At 70.5% G+C, this 21,579-nt stretch carries 27 protein-coding genes and 1 pseudogene; 13 read left to right on the forward strand and 15 right to left on the reverse strand.

Going from position 1 to position 21,579, the window contains the following annotated elements:
• Window positions 1–55: 55 nt before the first annotated feature.
• Window positions 56–943 carry an HAD family hydrolase gene (locus tag LZ495_RS07010; RefSeq protein WP_308267693.1) on the reverse strand — a complete coding sequence of 296 codons (888 nt, stop codon included), beginning with the start codon at window positions 941–943 and terminating at the stop codon, window positions 56–58.
• A gap of 93 nt (window positions 944–1,036) precedes the next feature.
• On the opposite strand from LZ495_RS07010, the gene LZ495_RS43845 reads away from it, so the two are divergent.
• Window positions 1,037–1,168, forward strand: coding sequence for a hypothetical protein (locus LZ495_RS43845; RefSeq protein ID WP_268822472.1), 132 nt, complete (start codon window positions 1,037–1,039; stop codon window positions 1,166–1,168).
• Window positions 1,169–1,189: 21 nt separating this feature from the next.
• Here LZ495_RS43845 and LZ495_RS07015 read toward each other — a convergent pair whose 3' ends face one another.
• Window positions 1,190–1,708, reverse strand: coding sequence for a P-loop nucleotide/nucleoside kinase family protein (locus LZ495_RS07015; RefSeq protein WP_235051121.1), 519 nt, complete (start codon window positions 1,706–1,708; stop codon window positions 1,190–1,192).
• Window positions 1,709–2,151: 443 nt separating this feature from the next.
• On the opposite strand from LZ495_RS07015, the gene LZ495_RS07020 reads away from it, so the two are divergent.
• Window positions 2,152–2,685 (forward strand): hypothetical protein, encoded by a 534-nt coding sequence (locus LZ495_RS07020; protein ID WP_235051122.1) that lies wholly within the window; start codon window positions 2,152–2,154, stop codon window positions 2,683–2,685.
• Between the two features lie 41 nt (window positions 2,686–2,726).
• Here the strand turns inward: LZ495_RS07020 and LZ495_RS07025 are convergent, their stop codons facing one another.
• Complete coding sequence (locus LZ495_RS07025; protein ID WP_235051123.1) at window positions 2,727–3,269, reverse strand: CGNR zinc finger domain-containing protein; 543 nt, start codon at window positions 3,267–3,269, stop codon at window positions 2,727–2,729.
• A 39-nt stretch (window positions 3,270–3,308) separates the two neighbouring features.
• Here LZ495_RS07025 and LZ495_RS07030 point away from each other — a divergent pair, with 39 nt between their 5' ends.
• Window positions 3,309–4,379, forward strand: coding sequence for an EamA family transporter (locus LZ495_RS07030; protein ID WP_235051124.1), 1,071 nt, complete (start codon window positions 3,309–3,311; stop codon window positions 4,377–4,379).
• A 59-nt stretch (window positions 4,380–4,438) separates the two neighbouring features.
• Here the strand turns inward: LZ495_RS07030 and LZ495_RS07035 are convergent, their stop codons facing one another.
• Both LZ495_RS07035 and LZ495_RS07040 read right to left on the reverse strand, forming a co-directional pair.
• Window positions 4,439–4,972, reverse strand: a complete 534-nt coding sequence (locus LZ495_RS07035) for a hypothetical protein (protein WP_235051125.1) — start codon at window positions 4,970–4,972, stop codon at window positions 4,439–4,441.
• Between the two features lie 312 nt (window positions 4,973–5,284).
• Window positions 5,285–5,863, reverse strand: coding sequence for a GNAT family N-acetyltransferase (locus LZ495_RS07040; RefSeq protein ID WP_308267696.1), 579 nt, complete (start codon window positions 5,861–5,863; stop codon window positions 5,285–5,287).
• 371 nt (window positions 5,864–6,234) lie between these two features.
• Between LZ495_RS07040 and LZ495_RS07045 the strand changes: the two are divergent.
• Window positions 6,235–6,648, forward strand: a pseudogene (locus tag LZ495_RS07045) (DUF4259 domain-containing protein); the annotation flags it as partial.
• A 226-nt stretch (window positions 6,649–6,874) separates the two neighbouring features.
• Here LZ495_RS07045 and LZ495_RS07050 read toward each other — a convergent pair.
• Window positions 6,875–7,369 carry a peptidylprolyl isomerase gene (locus LZ495_RS07050; protein WP_235051127.1) on the reverse strand — a complete coding sequence of 165 codons (495 nt, stop codon included), beginning with the start codon at window positions 7,367–7,369 and terminating at the stop codon, window positions 6,875–6,877.
• Window positions 7,370–7,601: 232 nt separating this feature from the next.
• On the opposite strand from LZ495_RS07050, the gene LZ495_RS07055 reads away from it, so the two are divergent.
• Window positions 7,602–8,819: a hypothetical protein gene (locus tag LZ495_RS07055; RefSeq protein WP_235051128.1), complete on the forward strand. Its 1,218-nt coding sequence runs from the start codon at window positions 7,602–7,604 to the stop codon at window positions 8,817–8,819.
• Window positions 8,820–8,934: 115 nt separating this feature from the next.
• Here LZ495_RS07055 and LZ495_RS07060 read toward each other — a convergent pair whose 3' ends face one another.
• From LZ495_RS07060 to LZ495_RS07080, 5 genes are all read right to left on the reverse strand, one after another.
• A complete protein-coding gene (locus LZ495_RS07060; RefSeq protein WP_235051129.1) occupies window positions 8,935–9,744 on the reverse strand; it encodes a methyltransferase domain-containing protein in 810 nt (269 codons plus the stop codon).
• Window positions 9,744–10,136, reverse strand: a complete 393-nt coding sequence (locus tag LZ495_RS07065; RefSeq protein ID WP_235051130.1) for an ArsR/SmtB family transcription factor — start codon at window positions 10,134–10,136, stop codon at window positions 9,744–9,746. The genes LZ495_RS07060 and LZ495_RS07065 overlap by 1 nt, the downstream gene beginning before the upstream one ends.
• Before the next feature lie 158 nt (window positions 10,137–10,294).
• The gene (locus tag LZ495_RS07070; protein WP_235051131.1) at window positions 10,295–10,720 is read right to left on the reverse strand and encodes an arsenate reductase ArsC; all 426 of its coding nucleotides are present in this window, start codon (window positions 10,718–10,720) and stop codon (window positions 10,295–10,297) included.
• A gap of 37 nt (window positions 10,721–10,757) precedes the next feature.
• Window positions 10,758–11,567, reverse strand: coding sequence for an aquaporin (locus LZ495_RS07075; RefSeq protein WP_372498537.1), 810 nt, complete (start codon window positions 11,565–11,567; stop codon window positions 10,758–10,760).
• Complete coding sequence (locus LZ495_RS07080) at window positions 11,564–11,932, reverse strand: ArsR/SmtB family transcription factor (RefSeq protein WP_235051133.1); 369 nt, start codon at window positions 11,930–11,932, stop codon at window positions 11,564–11,566. The genes LZ495_RS07075 and LZ495_RS07080 overlap by 4 nt, the downstream gene beginning before the upstream one ends.
• 110 nt (window positions 11,933–12,042) lie before the next feature.
• On the opposite strand from LZ495_RS07080, the gene LZ495_RS07085 reads away from it, so the two are divergent.
• Window positions 12,043–12,210 carry a hypothetical protein gene (locus LZ495_RS07085; RefSeq protein WP_235051134.1) on the forward strand — a complete coding sequence of 56 codons (168 nt, stop codon included), beginning with the start codon at window positions 12,043–12,045 and terminating at the stop codon, window positions 12,208–12,210.
• Window positions 12,211–12,282: 72 nt separating this feature from the next.
• On the forward strand, window positions 12,283–12,783 hold the full coding sequence (locus LZ495_RS07090; RefSeq protein WP_235051135.1) for an ArsI/CadI family heavy metal resistance metalloenzyme: 501 nt from the start codon (window positions 12,283–12,285) through the stop codon (window positions 12,781–12,783).
• 32 nt (window positions 12,784–12,815) lie between these two features.
• On the opposite strand, the gene LZ495_RS07095 is transcribed toward LZ495_RS07090, so the two are convergent.
• Both LZ495_RS07095 and LZ495_RS07100 read right to left on the reverse strand, forming a co-directional pair.
• A complete protein-coding gene (locus LZ495_RS07095; protein ID WP_235051136.1) occupies window positions 12,816–14,585 on the reverse strand; it encodes a PQQ-like beta-propeller repeat protein in 1,770 nt (589 codons plus the stop codon).
• A gap of 210 nt (window positions 14,586–14,795) precedes the next feature.
• Window positions 14,796–15,779 carry an STM4015 family protein gene (locus tag LZ495_RS07100; RefSeq protein ID WP_235051137.1) on the reverse strand — a complete coding sequence of 328 codons (984 nt, stop codon included), beginning with the start codon at window positions 15,777–15,779 and terminating at the stop codon, window positions 14,796–14,798.
• A gap of 36 nt (window positions 15,780–15,815) precedes the next feature.
• Here LZ495_RS07100 and LZ495_RS44710 point away from each other — a divergent pair, with 36 nt between their 5' ends.
• Genes LZ495_RS44710 through LZ495_RS07115 form a run of 3 tightly spaced genes read left to right on the forward strand, consistent with a single transcriptional unit; the run spans window position 15,816 to window position 17,318 of the window.
• Window positions 15,816–16,034, forward strand: a complete 219-nt coding sequence (locus LZ495_RS44710; RefSeq protein ID WP_308267698.1) for a DUF397 domain-containing protein — start codon at window positions 15,816–15,818, stop codon at window positions 16,032–16,034.
• Window positions 16,035–16,078: 44 nt separating this feature from the next.
• Window positions 16,079–16,549 carry a pyridoxamine 5'-phosphate oxidase family protein gene (locus LZ495_RS07110; RefSeq protein ID WP_235051140.1) on the forward strand — a complete coding sequence of 157 codons (471 nt, stop codon included), beginning with the start codon at window positions 16,079–16,081 and terminating at the stop codon, window positions 16,547–16,549.
• A gap of 4 nt (window positions 16,550–16,553) precedes the next feature.
• Complete coding sequence (locus LZ495_RS07115; protein WP_235051141.1) at window positions 16,554–17,318, forward strand: enoyl-CoA hydratase-related protein; 765 nt, start codon at window positions 16,554–16,556, stop codon at window positions 17,316–17,318.
• 6 nt (window positions 17,319–17,324) lie between these two features.
• Here the strand turns inward: LZ495_RS07115 and LZ495_RS07120 are convergent, their stop codons facing one another.
• Window positions 17,325–17,789, reverse strand: a complete 465-nt coding sequence (locus LZ495_RS07120) for a hypothetical protein (RefSeq protein ID WP_235051142.1) — start codon at window positions 17,787–17,789, stop codon at window positions 17,325–17,327.
• Between the two features lie 147 nt (window positions 17,790–17,936).
• On the opposite strand from LZ495_RS07120, the gene LZ495_RS07125 reads away from it, so the two are divergent.
• Both LZ495_RS07125 and LZ495_RS07130 read left to right on the forward strand, forming a co-directional pair.
• Complete coding sequence (locus tag LZ495_RS07125; RefSeq protein ID WP_235051143.1) at window positions 17,937–19,190, forward strand: hypothetical protein; 1,254 nt, start codon at window positions 17,937–17,939, stop codon at window positions 19,188–19,190.
• 279 nt (window positions 19,191–19,469) lie between these two features.
• A complete protein-coding gene (locus LZ495_RS07130) occupies window positions 19,470–19,652 on the forward strand; it encodes a hypothetical protein (protein WP_235051144.1) in 183 nt (60 codons plus the stop codon).
• A gap of 310 nt (window positions 19,653–19,962) precedes the next feature.
• Here LZ495_RS07130 and LZ495_RS07135 read toward each other — a convergent pair whose 3' ends face one another.
• The gene (locus LZ495_RS07135) at window positions 19,963–20,613 is read right to left on the reverse strand and encodes a CatB-related O-acetyltransferase (RefSeq protein WP_235051145.1); all 651 of its coding nucleotides are present in this window, start codon (window positions 20,611–20,613) and stop codon (window positions 19,963–19,965) included.
• Window positions 20,614–20,711: 98 nt separating this feature from the next.
• Between LZ495_RS07135 and LZ495_RS07140 the strand changes: the two genes are divergently transcribed.
• On the forward strand, window positions 20,712–21,401 hold the full coding sequence (locus LZ495_RS07140; protein WP_235051146.1) for a TetR/AcrR family transcriptional regulator: 690 nt from the start codon (window positions 20,712–20,714) through the stop codon (window positions 21,399–21,401).
• Window positions 21,402–21,579: the final 178 nt, after the last annotated feature.

Here is a 21,579-nt window from a genome sequence, read left to right on the forward strand (position 1 = left end):
CCCCGCGCCCTCGCGTCGCTCCACTCCGCCCCGCCCCGCCCCGCCCCGCGAAGCATCAGCCGTGCGCGCACGTCAGCACAACGTCGCCGGCACTCGCCCGATGCGCCACCACCCCAGGCCGCCCCTCCGGTTCCAGAAGCGTCCCCTCCCACGCCGCCCGAGCCATCCCCCGCAGCCCGCCGCCGCCCGCACATACCTCTCCGTCACCGCACACATGTACCGCAGGCCACCCCCGGACGATCGCCGGCCGGATGTCGGCCCGCAAGCTGTCGCCGACCAGCATGCAGACCGACCGCTCGTCCCCAAGAGCTTCGACGAGTGGCGCGAAGAACCCGTCCCCCGGCTTGGCCACGCCCACCTCGCCGGATACGAACACCCGGGCGAAGCAGTCCTCCAGGCCGCTCAGCCGCAGCTTGAGCCGCTGCAAGCGCGATGCGCCGTTCGTGGCGACACAAAGCTCGTGCCCGTACGCCAACCGCTCCAAGGCGGCCCCTACGCCAGGGAACGGCCGTACGAGTTCCCGGCGATGCCGTACGAACAAGCGAGCCGCGTCCTCACCATCCGCCGACCCTGCCGTCGCCTCCGCCCACACCGACGCACGAAACCCCATCCCCCAGGCGATCGCCCCCTCAGGAACCGCACTCCCTCCAAGTCCGCCCACAGGCCCTCCCATGAACTGACCCCCAACTCCCGCAGCAGCTCGTCGTACGGCCTGGCCCGCCACCGCACCCGCGCAACGTCGAACACCCGCTGCACGGCCGCTGGAGTCGCCTGCACCCACCGCCGCCAACGTTCGCCCCACGGCCACCCGCGCCGCCGCCCGTTCCGGCACCAGGGTGTCGTCCAAATCCAGCACCACCACGAACCGACCACTCATCAAGCCCCCTCGCCGGCGACCCGCGCCATCATCCCGCCGGGAACCTGCCGACAGTCCGCACCTCATGCCTCCCGGACCGAACGCAAGTCCGCATCGCCCAGATGGAATCGGGTGCAGATCCTCTGCAGGGACGGGTTGAGCTGGGAAATCACTGGCCGGGTGGCTGTCCTCCGCCTCCGCGCCAGCACCGCCACCCGAGACCTCGACCCGTACTGGCGCCGGCACACCCGGCGCGAACACGAACGCGTCCACCCTGTTCCGGACCGGCAGGACTACACACTCACCGCGTGATCCGGAGAAGCAGGCGCCGCGTCAGCACCCCGTCCGCAGGAACCGAAGGGCGGCTGCCACGTTCGACGACAGGTCGATCGCCGAGTCCAGCACCAGCCGGGCATCGGAATCAGACCATGCAGCGAACACTTCCCGGCGCTCTTCGACGTCTTCCCAGGTCGGCTCGCAGAAGCCCTCGATCCCTCTGGACCGCGACTCCAGTCGCTGCCGATGCACCGCCGGGTCCGAGCACTCCACCTCGATGAACACCAGCGGCACCCCATAGCGGTCAGCCAGGGACCGCCAATGCTCCCGCGCCTCTTCCACGGCGTTGACGGCATCGACAACGACCGTTTGCCCCAGACCGAGAGCTTCGGCTGCCACCGCCTCGGCCACGAAATAAGCAGCGAGACCGGTTGGCTGGCCACGATCCACACCCGCACGCCACATCGCCGCCTCGATCGGGTCCACGGACACGACCGGCACCATCAACTCCCGCCCCAGCGCCTTGGCAACCGTGCTCTTACCTGCCCCGGGGAGCCCCGCCATCGCGATCAACATCACGACACCCTTGCACCCACCCGGCAACCAGCGCCAACACCAGTACCCCCGAAGGGGCGGGAACACCACCCCATCACGCCGCACCCACCAAACCGGTCGCGCAAGCCAGTGATCAGCACCGTCACTTCAACGGGCTACACCCGATGGAATTCGTCCTGCACCCCACGTCCCAGGGCTGGAGCAGATCGCTCACAACCCCACGCCGTCATGGATGGTCCCCCCTTTGTGCTGTTGTCGGCCCGGCGCGGTCGGTGGGCGACAGGCCGGATCGCGCCGGGTGTTCGGTGGTATTCGCGCCCCCGGGTGCGCGCCTGGCGGGCACCGTGCTCGAATGAGCGTACGGAGCACTCCTCGTGCCGGATGTCCACGCACGGCACGGGCGACGGACATGGCAGGCCTCGCACGTCCCGCCTCAGCCCGCGCACGGTTCCGAGGGAGATCGCGTGTCCGAGGGAGACCGCGTGCACGACCCCATCGACCCGGCTTTCCCCTACGGGGGCATGTTCCTGCTGCTGGAGCCGTTCATGCGCACGAGCGCTACGCGGATCCCTCCAGCCATGGGCCCCAGCGCCTGGGAACTTGCGCAACGGTTCGCCGGCCTGCATCAGACGATGACGATCTATTTCGGACAAGACGGCATCGCCTACGACCACCCGCTGGCAGCCCACCCGGATGCCGAGGACGCCGACCTGGTCGCTGCGATGGTCGCGGACCACCACCGGCAGCTGATGTGCTCATGGCGATTCCCGCAGTTGGTCGCCCAATGCGCCGAAGCCCTCGCCGTGTTCACCGACGACGACTCCCTGGCACGGTTCTTCGCCGGCGAACTGCACACGGCCTACTGCGCGTCGTGGACCGAATGGATCACCTTGCTCCGCGACAGCCTGACCGACCACCTGCGCCACGAACACGGCCCGGTGGGCTGGACCGGCGGCCGCGCGCAACGACAGGCCACTCGGACGAACCACGGAACCTGAGTCAGAGCCCCGCACGACGATGCGGATTCCCGCACTGGCCTTCAGGTACGCGGTTCCGCCTGGCGGGCTCGGTAGGCGGCGACCGCGTTGCGGTTGGCGCATGTGGTGCTGCAGTAGCGGCGCGAGCGGTTGCGGGTGAGGTCGAGTACGACGCCCTCGCAGGTGGCGTCGGTGCAGACCGTCAAGCGCGACATCTCGTCGGCGCGTACGAGGTCGATGACCGCCATCGCGGTCTCGACGGCGACGCGGACGGCGAGCGGGGCCTCCGACGGGACGGCGTGCAGGTGCCAGTCCAGGTCGTCGTGCCGGACGAGCTGGGGCAGGGCGCGGGCGTCGAGGAGCATCTCGTTGACGAGCGCCGCCGCGGTGTCGCGGTCCGCGGTCAGGAGTTCGCGCAACGCGGGCCGGAGCGCACGCAGTTCGTCGAGTTCAGCCACGTCCCCGTCGCGGCGGCCGGTGTAGCCGTGTTCGACGTACCAGGCGTCGACGTCCTGGACGGTGGTGAACGTGTCAGGCGCCTCGGCGCTGTTGGCGAGGGCCACGGCGGCACGCAGCGAAATCTCGACGTCATGTGCAAAAAGCATTTTGACATATTACACCGGGCCTCAGTAGCGTCATGTTCTATGACGCATCTTGCCGATGACATAGCGCGGACTCCCGTCGCATCAGGCGCTTCGCTGCCCCCGAACGCACCTGCGGCACCCGCGACGACGCCGACCGCGTCCGGAGCACCCGGTGCACTGGATGCACCCGGCGCGCCCGCTGCGCCCGGCACCGTCGGCGCCGCCAAGACCCGCGGAGGCCAGCAGTGGGGCCTGGTCCTCGCCGTCGTCGCCGCGACGGCGTTCGGGATGTCGGGGTCGCTGGCCCGCGGTCTGCTGGACAACGGCTGGAGCCCGGGGGCGATCGTCCTCGCCCGCACTGGCGTCGGTGCACTCGCGATGGCACCGTTCGCGATCGCCGCGCTCCGCGGCCGGTGGCGGCAACTACGCACCCAGGCCCGCACCGTGCTGGTGTACGGCCTACTGGGCGTCGCCGGTGCGCAGTTCTGCTACTTCTCCGCGGTCGCGCACATGGACGTCGCCCCAGCTCTGCTCATCGAGTACACCGCTCCCGCAGCAGTCATCGTCTGGCTCTGGGTACGCCACGGCCGCACGCCCAGCCCGCTCACCCTCGCCGGCGCCGGACTCGCCGCACTCGGCCTCGTGTTCGCCCTCGATCTGCTGTCCGGCGCCGACCTGGCCTGGGCCGGCGTGGCCTGGGCGTTCGCGGCGATGATCGGTGCCACCGCGTACTTCCTCGTCGCCGCCGACACCGGCAACGGCCTGCCGCCGATCGCCCTCGCCGGCTCCGGCCTCGCGGTCGGCACGATTGCGCTGGGCACTCTCGCCGCCGTCGGCCTGCTCCCGATGCACACCTCCACCCAGCAGGCGGAGTACGCGATCGGGACGGTGCCGTGGTGGGTGCCGATCCTCGTCCTCGGCCTGGTGACCGCCGCCCTCGCCTACGCGGCAGGCACAGTGGCGAGCCGCATGCTCGGCTCCCGGGTCGCGTCGTTCGCCGGCCTGTTGGAGGTCGTCGCCAGCGTGGGCTTCGCCTGGCTGCTGATCGACCAGGTCCCGAACGCGTTCCAGACGATCGGCGGCCTGCTGATCATCGGCGGGATCGTCCTGGCCAAACTCGACGAGCGCTAGACGACGCCTCGCCTCCGGGCGCGCATGGCCCCGCACCGCGCGCGTCCCCAAGCCGGTCGTCAGGCGTCCGCGATACGAATGGGCTGCCTGGCACACTCCAAAGGCTGCAGCATGCCCCGGGGTTCGAGCTCGCTGACTATCACGTACACGGTGCCGGGCCGGCGGTCTGCGGTCTTGACGCTCAACCGGACATCGCGGAACGTCCCGTCCGCCCCCACCGAGACGTCCTTCAGGCCTCCCGACTCGGCGAGCGGGCACAGTGCCCGGTCGAACAGGCTGATGCGGACGCGGATACCCGGGGTGAACCCTGCGCCGGAGATGGTCAGCACGGCCGCGTTCGGCGGGACCAGTTCATCCGGGTGACGACGATGCTCCGCGGGAGAGCCGAGGGTCGCGCGGAGGGCGTGGACCGGGACTTGGTCGTAGGCGGGCCGGACGCCGAGGCGGTCGTCGGCACCGGAGCCTGCGTACGGGTCGGCGCCGGTGCCGGCTGCTCGGTGGGTCCGGGGGCCGACGAACTGGTAGTCGCTATTGTCGGCACCGACGAGCCTGCCTCGGCACCCCGCACCACGCCGCTGTCGCCCGACGAGCATGCACGCGCAAAAGTGAGCACGGCGACCAATGCGGCGACGATTCCGGCGACCGCAGAGACGACGGCCAGTCTTTGATGCACAGCAGGCTCCCGCTCCGGAGGCGCAGATGGCACATCCGGAGATGATTGTCCAACTCCCTTTTCTTGATCGGTAGTTGCCGAACCATGACGGCCGGGGACACCGGTCGCTGAGGGATCGCGGTCCGCCCTCTCGCCCTCGTAGGACGCGACTTGTTGGGCACGCCGACTCTTAAGACGTTCTCGCGGGCCGCGCCGGCGTCCTGCCCGGCCGCCGGCCCCGAATCCAGGGCGGTCACTCGGTCGGACGCAGTCGGAAACTCAACTGGCCACCCAGCTCGCGGAAACCGAGCGCGGCCGCCACTCTCCTGGACGACTCGGGTCGAGCCCGCCATTGGGGCAGCAGGTCGGCATCCAGCGCGTGGGCCACCGCCGCGGAGGCCACCTGCCTCGCCAGACCACGCCCGCGGCACCGCGCAGCGGTCAGCACGCACATGTGCGCGGTGTCCGCCGACCAGGTCTGGTACCCGGCCGCAGCCACGACCTCCGGACCGTCGCACACCGCGAACACGGGCGAGTCGATCTCGTCGATGCCGCTCTCGTCCGCGTCTGCCCGTCCCACCGAATCCGCCAGCGCGCGAAGATCCTCGTGGGCCGGCGAGAGCAGAGTCACCGCCGCGCTCCCCGGCATCGGGCGAAAGTCCTGCCTCGACACGTATCCCAAGACAGCCGGGCCAAGCACCTCGGCCACCGGCAGGATCGCCTGGAGCGCGTCCACCCTGACCACCGATTCCACTGGAACCGAAGCCAGCGCCCGGCGCAAGAAGCGCGCATGGTCCGCGTCCGGAACCGTGACGATCGCGGCGTCACCCAACCGGACGACCCCGGACACAGCTGCGAATCGCTCGAAACCACGATCATGACACCGCCACCGACCGGAAACGCGACCGGCGCAGCCGCCATCCGCTCCCACAGACCGCGGGCACGGGAACAGGCCGACAACATGTCACCGGTCACGCCCTGATCCTGCCACTCAAGGATCAGGGGACGTAAGGAACTTCAGCCTCCTCACCACTCTCAGCCACCAAGCCCCCGGTACGCCCGTCCCCTCGAAAGCGCCGCAGCGTGCCAAGCGCAAGCGTCTCCTCCTGGCACAGGGGCCGACATGTCCGCCGGTCCTGCCATGATCACCGCCCAAGGCCAACCGATGCAGGAGAAGACATGGGCACTTGAGGCACCGGCCCATTCGACAACGACACGGCCGCGGACTTTTCCCTCTTGCTCGACGAAAGCCGCTCAGAGGAGCGCGAGGCCATCGTCCGGGGCGTCCTCACCCGCGTCATCAGGGCCCATGACTACCTCATCGAGGCAGAACAGGCCGTCGCCGCTGCCGCGCTCATCGCCGCACAATGCCCAGGCGGACAGCCCGTCGACCCGATCTGCGGCCCCGACGAACCGATGCCCGCATTCGCTGTCGAGCTTCGAGAGCTCGCCGCCGAAGCCCTCGAAGGCATCGCCGACGACGAAACCGGCCCTGCCTCGAACTGGGTCACCGAAGCCGACGCACGAACATGGCTCCGAGGACTCCGGAACCTCGGCAACGTGCTGGTCCCACCGCCGCCATCGATGGACGTCCCGCTCTTCGACCTACCGACCTGACGCCCGGCGAGGCACCACAGAGCCGGGTCGGAGCCGATGCTCACGGGCAACGTCACCCACGGCACGGGTGGACACAGTCGAAAGCCCCCGACCCGCCCGCTGGGCAGCCGCGCTCCGACACGAAAAACGCCGCGGCGGGCAGGCCGGAGCGCCCGGTGCAGGCAGTTGCCCGCACCCGCTCCGACCCGCCCGCCGCGGGATCACAATGCGGGATTCAGGGTGCGGGTCAGGCGACGACGCCGGAGCCGGCGACGACGATCTTGCCCTTGGTGGCGCCGGACTGCGAGCCGAGGCCCTCGATCTGGGTGACCAGTTCCTGGCCCTGGACGACCTCGCCGAAGACGACGTGCTTTCCGTCGAGCCACGGGGTGACGACCGTGGTGATGAAGAACTGCGAGCCGTTGGTGTTGCGGCCGGCGTTCGCCATCGACAGCAGGAACGGGCGGTCGTGCTTCAGCTCGAAGTTCTCGTCCGCGAACTTCTCGCCGTAGATGCTCTTGCCGCCGGTGCCGTTGCCGCGGGTGAAGTCGCCGCCCTGGAGCATGAACGCCGGGATGACGCGGTGGAAGGGCGAGCCCTCGTACCCGAAGCCGTGCTGGCCGGTGGCCAGCTCGCGGAAGTTCTGCGCCGTCTTGGGGACGACGTCGTCGTACAGCTTGAAGACGATCCGGCCCGCCGGGGCGTCGTCGATGGTGATGTCGAAATAAACGTTGCTGGACATGAGGAGAATCCTGTCACGCCCGGCGACCGAACCGGGCGAGGACCCTCCATCGAGCCGTTTCCGAGCCGACGAGCGCCGCGAGCCAACGGGACCTGGGGCCCCTCGGGGACGCCGGGCCGATCAGGAGCACCAGGCCGAACGAGGCACCGTACCGGCCAACGCACCAGGCCGGCCGAGGGACCGGCCCGGCAGGCTCCAGCCCCTGTCAGCGCAGCTCGCTAGCGTCCCCGGCATGTCACCAGCCCGACCGTCCCGCCCGATCGCCGCCGGCGACGTCGTCGCGGTCTACTCCGAAGCCCTCGGCGAGTGGACCGCCGCGCAGATCACCGGCGTCGACGCCACCGAGAAGCGCGCGGCCGTGGTCGAGCTGGACTGGTCGGGTCCCCGGCCTTCCACCGCGGCCGATCTAGGCGACGTGCAGCCGCTCCGGCTCACTCACCACAGCTGGAACGGCAACCTCTCGTACAGCAACCTCAGCTGGGACCTGCCACGGAGCTACACCGTCATCGGTTCACTGCCCGTGCTCGTGCCCGAGCCCTCGCCGGCCTACTCCTCCTGGCGGTGCGGCGATCAGCTCGCGATGCAGCGGTACTGGGACGCGGGCAACCGCGAGTCCTGGACCGCCCCGTACGCGCTGACCTGTTCGGCCGACGAACTGGCCGCACGGGTGCCGGATCCCGGCATCCGGCACCTCGACGTCCACGGCGTCACCGAGCTCGACTGCGCACGCCTGGTGGCCGACTACCCGGACCTGACACGCCTGGAGCTGTCCGGCACCTTCGGGACCCTCACCTCGGCCGCGGCGCTGAACGAGCTGCCGAAACTGCAGCGGCTGTGGATCCGGGAGCTGTTCGGCATGGCGGCGTCCGACTGCGCCCTGCCGCGGAACCTGCCCGAGCTGGAGGACCTGTTCCTCTACAACATCCCGGCCGAGTACGCCGTCGCGATGCGCAAGGCGTGGCGCCCGGAGATCCCGCACGGGGTATGCGTCGACGTTCGCGGCTCCCGAAAGCCCGAATGGGTAGCGGAGAACGCAGGCAATCCGCTGCGCCACTGGGACGGCTCCGAGCACATCCCGCGCACGGCGTACCGCAAGGCCGTCGCGCAGTACAAGGCCACCCGCAAGGCCTTCCTCGCCGAGGTCACCGGGGGCGCCGGGGCCGGCGAGGTCGCCGGAGTCACCGCCGTCAGCAACCCCGCCGAGGTCACCAAGGCCGTCGAAGTCGCCACCGGCGAGGACTTCAGCGCCATCACGCAGATCGGACGCGACTACGCCGCCGCCTTCAACGCGATGACCCGCCGCACGTCCTTCATCGAGACCGTCGAACGCGACGAACTCTTCGACGCCCTCGACACCCTCGTGAACGAAGCGCAGACCCTCACCGGCAAGGACCTGGCGGCAGCCCGCGCAGCGCTCATCGACGGCGCGGACGAGGTCCGCGACTGGTGACCTTCCGGCTGCCCCCGCAAGTCGGCGTGGTGCAGCAGATCCGTCCGACGCCGACGAGACGGTCCGGCAAGCGCATCAGGGCCGCATCCGCGACGTGGCGACGTCATGGCAAGGCTCACACCTCCGGACGCCGAGCCCGCACGATCGCCGCGCTCAGTCCCGGCCCGGCCTCGTGCGTCGGCGTGACGCTGATCCCGTCCAGCCCGGCTTCCGCCAGCATCACCCGGTACTCGTCGGCGGTCACGGCAGTGACCCCGCAGCCGGTGGGGTCCACGTCCTGGGTGCGCGTCGCCACGGCGTCCGCCACGAGGTCGCTCACTCCGAGGCGTCCGCCGGGGCGCAGGACGCGGGCGATCTCGCGGAACACGGCCGGCTTGTCGGTCGACAGCGTGATCACGCAGTTCGAGATCACGACATCGACGGACGCATCGGGCAGCGGGATGTCCTCGATGCGGCCCTTGAGGAAGGCGGCATTGGCCACCCCGGCCTCAGCCGCATGACGACGAGCCAAGTCCAGCATCTCGTCGGTCATATCCAGACCGATCGCGCGCCCCGCGGGACCCACTCGACGCGCCGAGAGCAGCACGTCGATACCACCGCCGGAGCCCAGATCGAGGACCGTCTCTCCCTCGCGCAGGTCCACCACCGCGAGCGGGTTCCCGCAGCCCAGACTGGCTTCCGCGACACCAGCCGGGAGTACTGCGAGCGACGCTGCGGCGTCGGTCCCGTCGTAGAGCCCGGCCCCGAACACCGTTGTCTCGCACGGGTCCACGAGCGTCTGCCCGGCAGCGGCACGGGTCGCGGCTGCGGCGTAGCGGTCCCGTACGCGAACCACAGCGTCAGCCGCAGCGCTGGTGGCGGCGGGGCCCGTCGCGGTGGGACTCGTTGCAGCGGGACTCGTTGCGGCAATGCTCTCGTCGGTCATCACGACTCCTCGCAGGGGACGGCCGCCGGGTCGGGAGCCGGATGGCCCATGACCGCGTCGGCGGCGCTCGGGAAGCAGGACAGGCAGTTCTCGTTCACGCGGTAGTACGTCGACGTGCCGCGCTTCTCGGCCAGCACGAACCGCACTTCGGCGAGCAGCTTGAGGTGGTGCGACACCGTCGACTGGCCGACCTCGGAGCGTTCGACGATCTCGCCGACGCTCATGGGGCGGCGTTCGACCGCGAGCAGGTTCACGAGCCGGACGCGCGTCGGGTCGGCCAGGGCCTTGAACCACGAGGCGTACGTCGCGGCCGTGTCCGCGTCGAGCGTCTTCGCCGGCCCGTTCGGCCCGACTTCCGGTTGCGACTGCGCGCGGGCAGCGTCAGCATTCATCGTCAATCGACGATAGTCGATGAATATGTCGGACGGAAGGCCTTCGCCCCGCTCTCGGTCTTCAGCCCCCGACTTCAGCCCTCGCCCCTCAGCCCTCGGACTTCACCCTTCGGGTTTCACCCCTCGGACGTCAGCCCTCGGACGTCAGCCCTCGAACCTCAGTTCTCCGCCCCGCCGCCCAGCAGTTCCCCCAGCAGCACCCGGACCCGCCGCTCGATCTCGTCCCGGATCGGCCGTACCGCCTCGATCCCCTGCCCGGCCGGGTCGTCGAGGGCCCAGTCGAGGTACCGCTTCCCGGGGAAGATCGGACACGCGTCCCCGCAGCCCATCGTGATGACCACGTCCGACGCCTGGACCGCATCGGCCGTCAGCACCTTCGGCGCCTGGCCGGCGATGTCGATGCCGGCCTCCTCCATCGCCTGGACGGCTACCGGGTTGACCCGGTCCCCGGGGACCGAGCCCGCTGACCGTACGTCCACGCGTCCTGCGCCGAGATGCCGCAGGAACCCGGCGGCCATCTGGGAGCGGCCCGCGTTGTGGACGCAGACGAACAGCACGGACGGCTTGGCAGTCGCGTCGTTCATGAAGTCAGGGATTCCTTCCGCAAAAGACTCAGTGGGTTCAGGACGGCGAGCTGTCGCCGCGAGGCCCGAACACGAGGGCGACCACAACCAGACCGACGACCCCGCCGATCAGCTGCATCGCCACAAACCCGGGCACGGACGCCGGTTCGATGCCCGCGAAGGTGTCGCTGAACGCCCGTCCGACCGTGACCGCCGGGTTGGCGAACGAGGTCGACGACGTGAACCAGTACGCGGCCCCGATGTACGACGCCACCGCGACAGGCGCGTACGCCAGCCGTCCCGCACGCGCGAGTCCAAAGATCACCAGCACCAGCCCGGCCGTGGCGACGACCTCGCCGACCAGCAGATGCCCAGCCGAACGGTCGTGCGTCGACCACGTGACCAGTGCCCGCCCGAACATCGCGTCCGCCAGCACCGCGCCGCCGATCGCGCCCGCGACCTGGGCCGGGACGTACGCAGCGACCTCACGCGCCGTCACCCCGGGCCCTCCGCGCCGGGCAGTCCACCACTCTGCGAGCGTGACCACCGGGTTGAAGTGCGCGCCGGAGACCGGACCGAGCACCAGGATCAGCACGCCGAGGCCGAAGACCGTGGCCAGCGAGTTCGCGAGCAGTTGCACACCGACGTCGTCCGAGAGCTCGGTCGCCTGGATTCCAGAACCGACGACCACCGCGACGAGGACTCCCGTCCCGAGGAACTCCGCCGCAGCCCGCCGCGCGAGGGGCACTCGCGGCGGCGTGGCCCCGGGTGCCGGCTGCACGTCGACTGCACCGACCGGACCGGACGGACCGACCGGACCGGCGGGACCCGACGAGCCAACCGCACCCGCCGCAGGCCTTCCCGTCACGAGGACAGATCCAGCACACCCGCGAGCGCAGCGACCACCGGCGGAGCGACCTTGTAGTACACCCAAGTGCCACGGCGCTCGGACGTCACCAGCCCCGCGTCCCGCAGCTTCTTCAGGTGGTGGGACACGGTCGGCTGCGAGACGCCGACGTCCTGGATGTCGCACACGCACGCCTCGCCGCCCTCGTGCGAGGCGATCAGCGAGAACAGCCGCAGGCGCACCGGGTCGCCGAGCGCCTTGAACATCACCGCGATCCGCTCGGAGTCCTCGACCCCCAGGGGCTCGCGCGACAGCGGCGCGCAGCACGGGACCGCCCCATCCCCGGCGTCCGCCTCCAGGATCGGAAGCACCTTCAAATTCGACATGCATCAATATTGACAGCCGTCTATGTCGGTGGCAAGGTCTTCCATATCGACAGACGTCAATACAGCGGCGTCGCGATCACCGAACGCACAAGAACTCAGGGGTGGACACCATGAACAGCGCCGTCAGCCGCATCCGCGAGACCCTCGCCGCCCGCCGCGCCGCCCGCCTGGGAGCGGTCACCTTCGACGAGGCCGCCGGCCAGGTCTGCGACAACCGCTGCCGGGCGACCGCCCAGCGCGACCGCAACCAGACCGCTGGCATCTACGGCGCGTTCTAGTCCGCCCCGCGCACCGACCGTACGACCGACCCGACCTGACCCGACCCACACCGACCACCGGAGGTACTCGCCATGTCCCGCGTCCAACTCGCCCTGCGCGTCGCCGACCTCGACGCCTCGATCGCGTTCTACAGCAAGCTGTTCGGCACCGAGCCGGCCAAGCTCCGCGACGGGTACGCGAACTTCGCCATCGCCGAGCCCCCGCTCAAGCTCGTCCTCATCCAGGGCAAGGACGGCGAGCCGACGGTCATGGACCACCTCGGCGTCGAGGTCGAGTCGACCGACCAGGTCACCGCCGCGACCACCCGCCTCGCCGAGGCCGGCCTGGCCACCCTGGAGGAGAACGACACGTCGTGTTGCTACGCCGTCCAGGACAAGGTCTGGGTGCACGGCCCCGGCCAGGAGCCCTGGGAGGTCTACGTCGTCAAGGCCGACGCCGACAACCTGGCCAAGGACGAAGGCTCGGCCTGCTGCCTGCCCGCCACCGACAGCGGCGTCCCGGTCCCTGCGACGGCCGGCAAGCTGATCGGCCTCGACCTCGCGCCCGCAAAGTCGGGCGGCTGCTGCGGCTGACGCACACCCTCGGCCGCATGGCGATCAGAAGATCAGAAGCTGCACTCCGCGATGCGGCCGTCGACCATCCCGACGGCGATACGGCCAGGCCCGACGACGGCCAGGGAGAGCGGATCGGCGAGGTACCCGTCGATCCGCAGGCCGCCGCGGGCGCGTACGCTGCCGTCCCGCGCGTCGAGGGCCACGATCTCCCCCGAGTCGAACGCGACGTAGACCGTGCCGCCCTCGGCATCGATATCCATCGCCGCCGGCGCAGCGTCCGCACAGAACACCCACGCGGGTTCACCGTCCGGCAGCGCACGCCGTACGACGAACGCACTGTCCACCGACCGCCCCTGCGCCTCGAACACGGTCCCCGCGTGGACGAGCCCGCCGCCGCGCTCGTCCTCGACGTACACGGCCGGTCCGCCCGACAGAGACCCGTCCCGAGCGTCGTCCCACTCCAGCGCAAAGAGGCGTCGTACGGTCGCCGCTGCCCCTTCGACCGCCGGCGGGTCGACCGCGACGACCCGCTTGCGGAGCGTCCCCTGCTCGCCTTCGCCCTGCAGGAACAGCAGTTCGGGCGCCCGGCGCACCGGGAAGTGGTGCGCGAAGAGGCTGTACTCGCCCACCTGCACACGAGCTGCCACCCGGGACGCCGCGCCGCTCCGACCTTCCCGGTCCGGCGCGACCAGCACCGTCTCCGTCGGTTCGTCGACCCACACCCGGCAGTCCCGCAGCGCCAGCCAGCCGTCGGTCCGCATGGTCGCGACGTACGGGAAGCCAGGGTCGAGCGTCTCCAGCACCGCACCGTCGCGTACCGCGATCCGGTCGGCCGGGTACGGGAGGTCCTCCCAGCCGCTGAATCCCCAGACCTTGCGGGTCGTGAGGTTGACCCAGACCGACTCCCCGTCCGGCGCGAGCAGCAGTTCGCGGCCGCCGTCACCGCCGGGCACCGTCCACCGAAGCGTGCCGTCCGGGTCCCAGCACTCCACATTGGTGCCATGGCGCGTGGCCAGCAGCGCACCGTCGGGCAGCGCCTCGACCGCCCACACCGCGCCGCGCACCGGCCCCGCCGCGTCGATCTCGGCGCGCAGACGAGTCAGTTCGCCTGCGCTTGAGGCGGGCGGATCAAGCGGCACGAATTCCGGTGGGCCGTACGGAAGGTCCGCCACAGGCACCTCGCCGTCGCCGACCTGCGTCCAGTCGTCGCGTTCCAGCACCTCGCGCAGGTCGGTGAAGTCGGGGTCGGCGGCGGATTCCTCGTCGTCCGTCGCCAGGCGCACCTCGAGGGAGCGGGCGTCGAGCCAGCGCAGCCCGGGGACGCTGCGCGCACCGTCGAACATCGCGGCCACCGCGCCGGATTCGAGGTCCAGGATCAGCAGCTCACCCTCGTGGTACCAGCCGCCCGTGCCGATAGCGAGCAGCGGCAGGACGGGGTGGACGGCCATCGCCTGGACCGCCCAGCGCGTACGCACCCGGTGATGGCAGCGGCCGTCCGGCCCGTACACGCCGATCCGGTACCCGCTCCGGTTGCCCGGCGCGTCCCGCCCCGGCCACTGCAGGCCCGAACCCCCTCCGGCGACCGCGACCAGCCCGGAGCGGTCGTCGCGCACCGCGAGAGAGGGCCCTCCGATCTCCACGTACGGCCGGCTGGCCAGCACCCGGCGTACGGTGAGCGATGCGGTCCCGTCGGACGCAGCCGAGGACGTCGGCGCCCCCGAGGAATCGAAGGACGTGGGGGCTGCCGAGGAATCGGACGGCTTCGGCATGGACAGCGGCTCCTGGAGCAGGCGGACGTACGCCTCAACCCTGCCAGACACCCATCCGCGGGCCGCGGGACGGTCCTGGGCACCCGCTGGCCCGCTTGCATCTCCCCTGCGCACGGGCCGGGCCGTCGACGCCGGCGGCCCGATACCCGACCCTCGACACCTGACACCCGACGCCGCGCACGACTCGCCGCAAGGCTCAGTACCTGCGTCCGAGGTACATGCGTCCGAGCCCGACCCGGGCGCGGGTAATGGGTACCCCGGTCACTCGGACACCTCGACGTATCGCCACACCTCGTCTTCGTCCCCTTCGTCCTCCTCCTCGACGTCCTCCAGGCCGAGGACGATGCCGGGCAGTGCTTCCGCCAGCCGGTCGCACATCCGCTCGGTCATGTAGTGGTGGCTCACGACGAGCTGTTCGAGGTGGGTGAGCGGCTGCCCGGCGAGCAGGGCCTCGGCGCCCTCGTCGCCGAGTGTGCCCATGGACAGGTCGAGCGTCCGCAGGCGGGAGACGATCGGGGCCGCGGCGACGGCGGCGGCTATCTCGTCCTGGATCTCGCTGTTCATCAGGCCGAGCGTGGTGAGCGCCGGCAGGCCGCGCCCGTCGAGGATGCCCCCCAGGTCGTCGATGGTGGCGTCGCCGCCGTACTCCTCGACGCCGAGCCACATTTCGAGCGATTCCAGAGCCGGGAACACCGACGCACCGACAGCGCGCACGACGTCGTCCGGGAGCCCTCCGCTCTGGAACTCCAACCTCCGCAGCGCCGCGTGCTCGACGGGCTCGAGGACGAGCATCGAGCCGCCCTTGATGATCAGGGTCTCCAGTCGGGGGAATACCCGCAGCAGCGGCGTGACGTTGCTCTGCTGGATCCAGGAGATCTCGTTCTCCTCGCTCCAGATGTCGCCGAAGAACAGGTGACGCAGCGCGGGCAACCGCTCGGCGTGGGCGACCAGTTCGTCCACGACGACCTTCGAACTCTCGCTGCTCTCCCCCCAGCAGCCGATGATCAGTGCGCTCACCTGCGTCGTGTCGACCGTCGCGACGAAGCGGGCGAAGTGCTCAGGGAAGGTCTCGGCTGCCCGGTACGGCGGGATCCGCAGCGACCACGCGGCCTTGTCCGCGGCCGGCAGCGGCTGCGGACCGGGGGCGCGAGCATTGTCGAGCCAGGTGGCGTTCGGGTTCGCGATGTCGTTCAGGCGAGCGACAGGCAGGCCGCCGAATGTGTTCGCGTTCCCGTTCGTTGCCATGGCGGAGCGGCTCCTTCGAGGGTGTGTGGCCCGGGGGTGTGGGGACTTGCCTACCAGAGCGGTGCGACGCCCGATCGCGGAGGCGCCCGAGAGCGCCCCGATCCTTCCGCGCCTGGCGACTCCGGTGGCGGCAATTGCCTCGAAGTCGCGGTTGCTCCCCGAAGCGTGCGAGTCCGCGATTCCAAACTCGCGGCGAGCCCGGAACTCTGCATACCGGCCGCAGCCTGGTCGGCGCTCGTCGCCCGCACCGCGTAACATCCGCTCCTGACGGGGCGTCAGTTCGCGGAAGGGCGGTTCACGTGGGCGTTCAGCTGTCCGAGGACGAGGCGTGGGACGTCCTCGCCTCCTCCCACACCGGCATCCTCACCTCCCTCCGCAGCGACGGCTTCCCCGTAGCCCTCCCCGTCTGGTTCGTCGTCGAAGACCGGGCAGTGTACGTCTCCGGCTCAGCGTCCACCCATAAGTTCACCCGGGTACGCCGCGACGACCGCGTCTCGTTCCTCGTCGAGTCCGGGCTGAAGTGGGCCGAGCTCCAAGCCGTCCACTTCACCGCGCACGCCGAACACGTCACCGAACCCGACTGGGCCCGCATCGACGCCCTGTTCGAGGCCAAGTACGCCGGCTTCCGCACACCCCGCGCCGAGATGCCCGAAGCGACGCAGCGCGCGTACAACGCAGCCCGCGCGCTCCTTCGCCTCCGCCCCGACGGCGGCTTCCTCTCTTGGGACAACAGCCGCCTCGGTACCGCCACCACGCCCCGGACGCGGTGACCGCATGTCCCTCGCGCCCGCCCCCACCCCCGACGACCACGTCCGCGAACACCTCCGCACCGACATCCGCGACGGCGTCCTCACTCTCACCATCAACCGTCCCGACGCCAAGAACGCCCTGACGCTCGCCATGCGGCAGCACCTCGAGGCCCTCTGCGCAGGCATCGACGCAGACGACACCGTCTCCGCCGTCGTCCTCCGCGCGACCGGCAGCGTCTTCTGCGCGGGTGCCGACATCAAGGAGATCGCCGCGTACGGCCCTGGCCTGCCCGCCACCAATCCGGGCGCTGCCCTGCGGTCCGTCCGGAAGCCGGTCATCTGCGCGGTCGGCGGGGCCTGCGTCACCGGCGGGCTCGAACTCGCCCTGAGCTGCGACTGGATCGTCGCGTCCGAACAGGCGTTCTTCGCCGACACACATGCCCGCCTCGGCGTATTGCCGCGATGGGGTCTGTCCGCGCTGCTGCCGCGCACGGTCGGCGTGCGGTTCGCGAAGGAGATGTCCGCGACCGGACGACGCGTCAACGCCGACGAGGCCCTACGGGTCGGCCTGGTCAACGCGGTCGTCCCGCACAGCGACCTCGACGCCTACGTCCTCGCCCAGGCCACCGCCGCGGCGGCCGTCCCGTGCGCCGCGCTCGCCGCGACCTTCGCCCTGTACGACGAAGGCGACGGTGACACGCTCACTGAAGCCCTCGCCCGCGAACACACCCGCGCCGCGGCCTGGTCGCCGTCCGGCGGCCCCTTCTCCCCCGGGCGCACAGCGGGATAGCCACCACTACTTCCTCCGCCACCAACGCCGGCGATTCGCGCCGGTCATCAACGCCTGGACTTCATCCGAGCGTTGCTGGAGGTCCGCGGGCCACTCCTCCATCGCGATCGAGGCGAGCACGCCTTCCAGCAGGACGCTGTAGTGCTGCGCGGCGTACCGGCTGATCACGGGCGCGTACCGCCGCCAGTGGGTCTCCACCACAGCCTCGGCAATCCGGAATCCGCCCTCGAACGGCTCGAACGTGGCCTCGTAGATGCCGTATCCAGTCCACGTGCGATGCAAGAAGACCCGGTCACCCTCGGCAAAGGCGCACCAATGCCCCTCCATCGACTCGGCCATATGCCCCCGCTGGATGCGGTGCCATTGCTCGGCAGTCCAGACCCGCGTCGGCAGCAGCCGCAAACGGCGAGGCCGGCGAATCGGCGAGAGCCCGAAGAACGCATCACGGGAAGCCACTTCGTCGGACGACATGCCGAGAGGGTACGCGTCCGCAAGACCGTCGAAACCTGAACCCGCGGCACCCGCAGGGCACCCCACCGCCCGTACGCACAACCCGCGTCGTGTCATCGCGATGCGTGGGGAGGCCGAGCGCCGACGCGGCTCTGGTTGGCTGGGGTGGTGAATCCGCTCGCGTTGCTACTGGACCAGGCTCCCGCGTCGATCACCGACGCCGTCCTGCGTCGCATCGACCCGCGGCTGCGCGCAGAGATATTCGCGCCGCCGTCGTTCGCGGAGCCGTCGCGGGTGGGCCGCGCAGCGGGTGCGTACCTCGTGGCGCACGGCTCGGTACGAGAGCGCGCGAAGCTGGCGGCCAATCGCGGTGCGCCGCCGGAAACACTCATGGACTTGGCATCCGATCCGGAACCGGACGTCGCCGCAGGGATATTCGGGAATGCGTCCTCGCCGCGCGAGGCGCGCTTGCGGGTCATGCCCCAGGTGGTCGCTGCAACGCCGCTGCGGGACCTGCTGTACAGCGAGCCCGACCACCGGCAGATCCCTCGCCGGGACGCACTGCTCGAACGCATCTGCGTCCTGGTCGAATCCGACGACCCACGCGTGGTGACAAGAGCGTTCGAACGCCTGGCCGAGCACGGCGCGATCCGGCCGTGGCTGTCCGGGGTGGCGCTGCGGGGGTGCCTGAGCTTCCTGCGTACGGCGGGCCCGGCAGCCGTGACCGCCGCGCTGCCGCAAGTCCTGCCGCACGTAACGGAACAACCCTCACCAGCGGTGGCCGAAGCCCTGGCCCGACCGACCGATCCCGAACTCTTGGCCAGCGCCCTGGCCGAGTTCTCCGGTATGCCCGCGCTGCTGACGCGCCTGCGCGACGCGCGGAACCTCCCCGACGCCGCAGCGATGCTGCTCGCACCGCGCGCTCCGCTGGACTGGGACCTGATCGACCGCGAGCACCGGAAGCAGCCCTTCCCCGACCCCGTACGCATGGCGTTGACCAGGCAATTGGGCTGCCCGGCGAACCTGCGGACGTACTACCCGGTGCCGGTCCCGCAAGACGTCCGGATCACCCACTGGGTCGATGCACCGCCGGAAACCGAGACCGCGGCGGTGCTGCTCTCCACACCGTTCAACGCCCACGGAGCGAACAAGCACATCCGCCGCGCACACACCAACGGCTGGATCTCCGCGGCCGCCATCCTCACCCACGGCGCCCCCGCACGGAACGCCATGCGAATCCTGAACCACCACGACGCGGCCCGTCACGCCGACGCCTGCACGGCACTTCGCGCACTCACCGCCCCCACCCTCGGCCGCAACACCGAAGCCTGGGCCGTCGCCCTGGCCCTCCTACCGGACTTCACCGGCCCGCTGCCCCACCTGCTTAAGGCCGCACAGGCCATCACCATGCCACGCACGTGAGCAGTGGACCGCTGTCAGGAATCCCAAGGTTGACGGCGTAGATGGTGCGAACCGGCCCGACTCTTCCGACCGGTGCCGGCACCGGTCGGGCGGCGTGCGCAAGCGTTCGCGGGTGATCCGGCGTGGGATGAGCTCTACCGTTCCGGTGAGGCGCCGCCTCGCTGCGCCATCACCGGGGGACCTGGTGTCGGCGGCGTACGCGGATACGTTCCACTCGTACGCGGACGGCAGGACTCCTTTGCGGCCGTGTCCTGCGGTGCCCGGCATCGTTGCCCGGGCATGACGAACACCTTCCGGGCCACTGTCGGCCTCGCCTTGGCCGCCGCTGCGCTGCTCGCCGCACCTGTCGCCGCGCACGCCGAGGTGACCACCGACCGCACGGCCTCGACCGCAACCAAGGGGCAGTACTTCCCGGAGGTATGGCTGTTCGAGCTCGACGCGGTCGACGTCCCCGCGAAGTAGCCCGGCGCGGCCCTCACCCCTCGCCGAGTTCTCAGGTCAGCCGCCTCGGGCGGTCGGCGTTCGTCGAGCTCATGTGCATGATCAGATAAGAGTTCGCGTACAGCGTGGGTGGTTCACCAGGAATGACCGGACGTCGGGCACCCCTATTGCCACACGGCGTCAAGGGCGTTCACGAAAACGCGGAACACCGATAGCGTCGCCGACTTTGACGCGCATCCGGCCGATGGCCATGGACCAGTCGATACCCCAGACAGAGCAAACCCCAGCCAGCGAGACCTCCGGCGATCACGGACGGTACAACCGGGCTCGATCAGCCGTCGAGCTCCGCGGCGGCTTGCTCCAGGTCGGCGATCGTCCCCGCCATGATGGTCCGTACGTGCCGGGTGATGTGCTCCACCGGCCAGTCCCACCACGCCGCGGCCAGCAGGCGGGCGACGTCTGCGGCGTCGTAGCGGGTACGAATGAGCCGGGCCGGGTTGCCGCCGACGATGCCGTAGTCGGGGACATCCGCAGTCACCACGGCGCCGGCGGCGACGATCGCGCCGTGGCCGATGCGTACGCCGGGCACGACGGTGGCGCCGTGACCGAACCACACGTCGTTGCCGACGACGGTGTCACCGCGCCCGGGCAGGCCGGTGATCAGGTCGAAGTGGTCCGCCCAGGAGCCGCCCATCGTCGGGAACGGGAAGGTGGACGGGCCGTCCATGCGGTGGTTGGCGCCGTTCATGATGAAGCGGGTGCCCGTCGCGAGGGCGCAGTACTTGCCGATGACCAGTCGCTCGGGGCCGTAGTGGTACAGGACGTTGCGCGTCTCGAACGCGGTCGGGTCGTCCGGGTCGTCGTAGTACGAGAAGTCGCCCACGTCGATCAGCGGGGAGGTGACCAGCGGCTTGAGCAGTACCACGCGGGGGTGCTCGGGCATCGGGTGGAGGACGGTGGGATCGGCGGGCGTCAGGGGCATCCGGGCGGCCATTCCTCTCGAGCGAACTATTACGACAGTTGTCGCGTTAAGATGCTGGCATGAACCCGTCCCCTTGATCAACTGGATACGGACTGCCGATGGCCCCACCTGAGGACGAGACGAGCACGACCGACACCCCGGTCACACCGGACGCGTCGGACACGCCAAACCCGCACGGCACCAAGCCGGACCGCCGCCCCGGCGGCCGCACCGCGCGCACCCGGGCCCAAGTGCTCGACGCGGTACGTGCGGAACTCGCCGAGAACGGCCACGCCGGGCTCACCATGGAGGCCGTCGCGACCCGGTCCGGCGTACACCGCGCCACGGTCTATCGGCGCTGGCGCGACGTCGGCGGCCTGCTCGCCGATCTCATCGCCGCCGCGGGCGAGATCGACTGGCAGCCGCCGGACACGGGCTCCCTGCGCGGGGACCTGACGGCTCTCAACCAGGAGATCCAGGACTCCCTGGTCGTGCAGCCGTCGTTCGCCGTCGCCCTGATGGCCGCGTCGTTCCACTCCGAACAAGCCGCGCAAGCCCAGACGCAACTGTGGGCGGACCGGTACGCCCAATGCGTGATCCTCGTCGAACGCGCAACCGAGCGAGGCGAACTCCCGGCTCGGCATACCGACGCACACAGCCTCTTGATCGCCGCCACGGCACCGATCTACCACCAGCTGGTGCTTCTTCGCGCCGCGCCCGATCCACAACTCCCGCAGCGCGCCGCGGAGGCCGCCGTGCTGGCCGCCGAAGCAGGCGCCTTCTCCGCCGACACTGGCGAGGGGCGGTGATGCGCGAAAGGCACCGGCCGCCGACCGATCCCCGTACGAACTGCCCCTGCGCCGAGCGTCCTTCAGAGCGCCCCCTGGCAGACGTCATCTCCTGGCTCCCCGCGATGGACCCCGATGTCGCGCTCGGCCCGTCCCCGGCCTGAACCGCGGCCTGTACGGTGTGCTCGCATGCCGAGAT

It is taken from the genome of Yinghuangia soli (assembly GCF_021502675.1).
Taxonomy (GTDB): domain Bacteria; phylum Actinomycetota; class Actinomycetes; order Streptomycetales; family Streptomycetaceae; genus Yinghuangia; species Yinghuangia soli.

Excerpts from the sequence above, each read along its gene's own strand:
- LZ495_RS07115 (WP_235051141.1), top strand. The coding sequence starts at position 16,554 with ATGTCCCTCGCGCCCGCCCCCACCCCCGACGACCACGTCCGCGAACAC.
- LZ495_RS07050 (WP_235051127.1), bottom strand. The coding sequence starts at position 7,369 with ATGTCCAGCAACGTTTATTTCGACATCACCATCGACGACGCCCCGGCG.
- LZ495_RS07035 (WP_235051125.1), bottom strand. The coding sequence starts at position 4,972 with ATGCTCGTCGGGCGACAGCGGCGTGGTGCGGGGTGCCGAGGCAGGCTC.
- LZ495_RS07070 (WP_235051131.1), bottom strand. The coding sequence starts at position 10,720 with ATGAACGACGCGACTGCCAAGCCGTCCGTGCTGTTCGTCTGCGTCCAC.
- LZ495_RS07130 (WP_235051144.1), top strand. The coding sequence starts at position 19,470 with ATGACGAACACCTTCCGGGCCACTGTCGGCCTCGCCTTGGCCGCCGCT.
- LZ495_RS07055 (WP_235051128.1), top strand. The coding sequence starts at position 7,602 with ATGTCACCAGCCCGACCGTCCCGCCCGATCGCCGCCGGCGACGTCGTC.
- LZ495_RS07120 (WP_235051142.1), bottom strand. The coding sequence starts at position 17,789 with ATGTCGTCCGACGAAGTGGCTTCCCGTGATGCGTTCTTCGGGCTCTCG.
- LZ495_RS07135 (WP_235051145.1), bottom strand. The coding sequence starts at position 20,613 with ATGCCCCTGACGCCCGCCGATCCCACCGTCCTCCACCCGATGCCCGAG.
- LZ495_RS07100 (WP_235051137.1), bottom strand. The coding sequence starts at position 15,779 with ATGGCAACGAACGGGAACGCGAACACATTCGGCGGCCTGCCTGTCGCT.
- LZ495_RS07060 (WP_235051129.1), bottom strand. The coding sequence starts at position 9,744 with ATGACCGACGAGAGCATTGCCGCAACGAGTCCCGCTGCAACGAGTCCC.
- LZ495_RS07025 (WP_235051123.1), bottom strand. The coding sequence starts at position 3,269 with ATGCTTTTTGCACATGACGTCGAGATTTCGCTGCGTGCCGCCGTGGCC.
- LZ495_RS07010 (WP_308267693.1), bottom strand. The coding sequence starts at position 943 with ATGAGGTGCGGACTGTCGGCAGGTTCCCGGCGGGATGATGGCGCGGGT.
- LZ495_RS07065 (WP_235051130.1), bottom strand. The coding sequence starts at position 10,136 with ATGAATGCTGACGCTGCCCGCGCGCAGTCGCAACCGGAAGTCGGGCCG.
- LZ495_RS07090 (WP_235051135.1), top strand. The coding sequence starts at position 12,283 with ATGTCCCGCGTCCAACTCGCCCTGCGCGTCGCCGACCTCGACGCCTCG.
- LZ495_RS07080 (WP_235051133.1), bottom strand. The coding sequence starts at position 11,932 with ATGTCGAATTTGAAGGTGCTTCCGATCCTGGAGGCGGACGCCGGGGAT.
- LZ495_RS07140 (WP_235051146.1), top strand. The coding sequence starts at position 20,712 with ATGGCCCCACCTGAGGACGAGACGAGCACGACCGACACCCCGGTCACA.
- LZ495_RS07030 (WP_235051124.1), top strand. The coding sequence starts at position 3,309 with ATGACGCATCTTGCCGATGACATAGCGCGGACTCCCGTCGCATCAGGC.
- LZ495_RS07015 (WP_235051121.1), bottom strand. The coding sequence starts at position 1,708 with ATGTTGATCGCGATGGCGGGGCTCCCCGGGGCAGGTAAGAGCACGGTT.
- LZ495_RS07085 (WP_235051134.1), top strand. The coding sequence starts at position 12,043 with ATGAACAGCGCCGTCAGCCGCATCCGCGAGACCCTCGCCGCCCGCCGC.